This is a genomic window from Streptomyces sp. NPDC057253 (assembly GCF_042669125.1).
In the GTDB taxonomy this organism is placed as follows: Bacteria; Actinomycetota; Actinomycetes; order Streptomycetales; family Streptomycetaceae; genus Streptomyces.
Genome location: NZ_JBHUXV010000281.1, coordinates 1 through 2,929 on the forward strand (window position 1 = coordinate 1; position 2,929 = coordinate 2,929).

At 70.0% G+C, this 2,929-nt stretch carries 4 protein-coding genes; all 4 read left to right on the plus strand.

The window, feature by feature from the left end:
* The first annotated feature begins 53 nt into the window (after nt 1–53).
* The 4 genes from ACFULQ_RS48925 to ACFULQ_RS48940 all read left to right on the plus strand — a co-directional run bounded on the left by ACFULQ_RS48925 (nt 54) and on the right by ACFULQ_RS48940 (nt 2,900).
* Nucleotides 54–1,523: a UvrD-helicase domain-containing protein gene (locus ACFULQ_RS48925; protein WP_383558281.1), complete on the plus strand. Its 1,470-nt coding sequence runs from the start codon at nt 54–56 to the stop codon at nt 1,521–1,523.
* Nucleotides 1,520–1,834 carry a hypothetical protein gene (locus ACFULQ_RS48930; protein WP_383558284.1) on the plus strand — a complete coding sequence of 105 codons (315 nt, stop codon included), beginning with the start codon at nt 1,520–1,522 and terminating at the stop codon, nt 1,832–1,834. The genes ACFULQ_RS48925 and ACFULQ_RS48930 overlap by 4 nt, the downstream gene beginning before the upstream one ends.
* Nucleotides 1,831–2,382, plus strand: coding sequence for a hypothetical protein (locus ACFULQ_RS48935; RefSeq protein ID WP_383558286.1), 552 nt, complete (start codon nt 1,831–1,833; stop codon nt 2,380–2,382). The genes ACFULQ_RS48930 and ACFULQ_RS48935 overlap by 4 nt, the downstream gene beginning before the upstream one ends.
* 80 nt (nt 2,383–2,462) lie before the next feature.
* Entirely contained in the window at nt 2,463–2,900 is a 438-nt protein-coding gene (locus tag ACFULQ_RS48940; protein WP_383558289.1) for a WhiB family transcriptional regulator, read from the plus strand.
* Nucleotides 2,901–2,929 lie beyond the last annotated feature (29 nt).

Consider the following 2,929-nt stretch of genomic DNA (forward strand, 5'->3'; position numbering starts at 1 on the left):
CCCCGACCCCATGCGGGGCGGGCCCGCACCCCCGAGAAAGGAGGTGCACCACAGTGGTGAACCCAACTGCCGAGCAGGCCGAGGCCATCGAGACGTACGGCGACGGGCTGGACATGGTCCTCCAGGCCGGCGCGGGCTGCGGCAAGTCCTCGACGCTCAAGATGATCGCCAAGAGCGACCGGCGGCGCCGGATGACGTACGTCGCCTACAACAGCTCCATCGCGGCGGACGCCCGCCGCTCCTTCCCGTCCAACTGCATGGCGAAGACCGGTCACGGCCTCGCCTTCGACCCGAAGTACGGCGACCGACTCCGGCGCCCCCGCCAGACCGCGCACCAGGCGGCGCAGGCCCTCGACGTCCGCTCGATCCTCGGCATCATCGGCGCGACCCCCACGGTCCTTACCGACCGCGGCGGCATGAAGGCCATGACCTCGAAGATCATCATGCGGATGGCGCTGGACAGTGTCACCCGGTACTGCCACAGCGCCGACGACGAGATCGTTCAGAAGCACATCCCGCACTTCGACGGCCTGAAGAAGAGCCGCGGCGAGGTCGTCAAGTTGGTCCTGCCGGTGGCCCGGGCCGCCTGGGAGGACCTCCAGCGCGACGACAGCGTGCTGAACCTGTCCCACGATCACTACCTGAAGATGTGGGCCCTCTCGAAGCCCACCATCCCGACGGACGTGGTCCTCCTCGACGAGGCCCAGGACACCAACGACGTCCTCGCCGACGTCCTTCTCGCCCAGGAGCACGCCCAGCGCATCGCCGTCGGGGACTCCGCACAGCAGATCTACAGCTGGCGCGGCGCCAACGACGCGCTCGCCGGATTCGTCCGCGAACTCGGCTGCACGGAGCTGACGTTGTCGCAGTCGTTCCGGTTCGGTCCGGCCGTGGCCGATCGCGCGAACGTCTGGCTCCGCCTGATCGACGCGCCGCTCCGCCTCACCGGCTGGGAGGCCGCCGAATCCTCGGTGGGCCCGCTCGACGCCCCCGACGCGATCCTCTGCCGCACCAACGCGGGCGCCATGGGCATCGTCATGGAGGGCCTGGCGGCCGGGCGAAAGGTGGCGCTGGTCGGGGGCGGCTCCGCCATCAAGCAGCTCGCCTGGGCGGCCGAAGCCCTCCAGGGCGGACGCGCGACCGACCACCCCGAACTCATGGCCTTCGTGTCCTGGGACGACGTCCGGCAGTACGCGGCCGAGGAGGACGGCTCGCTGGAGGTCCTGGTGAAGCTCATCGATGAGCACGGGCCCGAGCGGATCGTTTCGGCGGCCGACGGCCTGGTCTCCGAGCAGCAGGCCGAACTGGTCGTGTCGACCGCGCACAAGTCCAAGGGCCGCGAGTGGCCGGCAGTCCGCATCCACGCGGACTTCCGGGCGCCGAAGCCCGACCAGGGAACCGGCCTGGTCATCCTGCCGCGCGAGGAGGCCCGGCTCGCCTACGTGGCGGTGACCCGGGCCCGCGAGCAGCTCGACGACGCTGCCCTCGCCTGGGTGTCCACCGTGACGGCGGTGAGCGAATGAGCGTGGTGGAGTGGACCGGGCGAGCGCGGGCAAAGACCTTGCGCTGCTTGCGCTGTGGGCGGCGTGCTGAACACGTCCTCTACGAGATCCGCGACATGCAGGCCAACGTCAGCGGCACCGAGCGGATGTGCTGCAACTGCGGTAAGAGCACCCACGGTTGGGGCTGTGAGCACAGGTTCTGGCTGGGCGAGAAGCAGAAGGAGCTGGTCTGCGCCCTCCTGGTAACCCTCTGGCTGGCGGGTCAGATCGTACGGGCCGCCGGACGTTCCGTCGATGAGCAGCTGAGCCTGTTCGAGGCGGTGAGCGCATGAGCCGCACCGACGGGAACCTCACCACCTACCCTGCGGCGTTCCCTGGCCGCCGCCGCGACTGGATCCGGGTCACGACGCTCGCCGTCCCCACGGTGTGGCTGGCCTCGGCCGAGGGACTGGTGTGCCTCGACCTGGTGGCCGTCGAGCTCGCGGTCAACGGTCTCCGCGCGGAGAGCTGGAAGCTCACGGGTCCCGAGATCGCCTTCGCGGCGGACGTGCTGCTCCAGCGCGGCACAGATCGCTCCGTGATCTCGCGACACCTCGGGATCGACCGCCGGACCCTCCGCACCTGGTTCCCGGCCGACACCACGGCCCTGTGCGAGGCGCTCACCCGAGTTCGCACCAAGGCCGAGTGGAACCAGAAGATGGCCCGGCGCTCCGGCAAAGCCCCTGCTGAATGCGGCACGTACTACGGCGCTCAGCGGCACAAGAGGCGGAAGGAGCCTTTGTGCCCGCCATGCCAGGAGGCGAAGAACGCCGGCGACCGCCACTACCGAAAGCACGGCACGTACAAGGGCGCCCCCAGCGTCCCGGCGGTGGCGTCATGACGGCCGTCACCGCACCCCGTCACGTACCCGCTGCCAGCACATCTTCGTTTGATCTTGACCGACCGTACGGAGGACCCGTCATGGATCGAGAGTGGGAGCTGCAAGCCGCCTGCCGAAGCATGGACCCGGACGTCTTCTTCTCGCAGAAGACGATCGGCCTGGCGAAGCAGACCTGCAAGGGATGCCCCGTGCAGATGGAGTGCCTGGAGGCCGCCCTCGTCCGTGAGGACGGCGTGCCGAAGGCCTTCCGGATCGGCCTCGTCGCCAACACCACGGGCGCACAGCGGTGGTCGATCGAGCAGCAGCGGAAGGCGGCCGCTGCCGCCCCGCAGCCCCCGAAGAAGAAGCCGGCCGGACGGCCCCGCAGCAAGTCGGGCCCGGAGTGCGGGACGCCTGCCGCGTATCAGCGGCACCTGCGCTACGGGGAGCCGGTCGACCAGGCGTGCAAGGACGCGAACGCGGCGAGCAGGCGCCAGTACCGGCGTACGGGCTCCACGAAGGTCTCTGCGTCCTGCTGAGCCCCGGTGGCCCGGCGGATGAGACCTGC

Bases quoted from the DNA above. Each gene is read 5' to 3' on its own strand.
- ACFULQ_RS48930 (WP_383558284.1), top strand. From the start codon at position 1,520: ATGAGCGTGGTGGAGTGGACCGGGCGAGCGCGGGCAAAGACCTTGCGC.
- ACFULQ_RS48935 (WP_383558286.1), top strand. From the start codon at position 1,831: ATGAGCCGCACCGACGGGAACCTCACCACCTACCCTGCGGCGTTCCCT.
- ACFULQ_RS48940 (WP_383558289.1), top strand. From the start codon at position 2,463: ATGGATCGAGAGTGGGAGCTGCAAGCCGCCTGCCGAAGCATGGACCCG.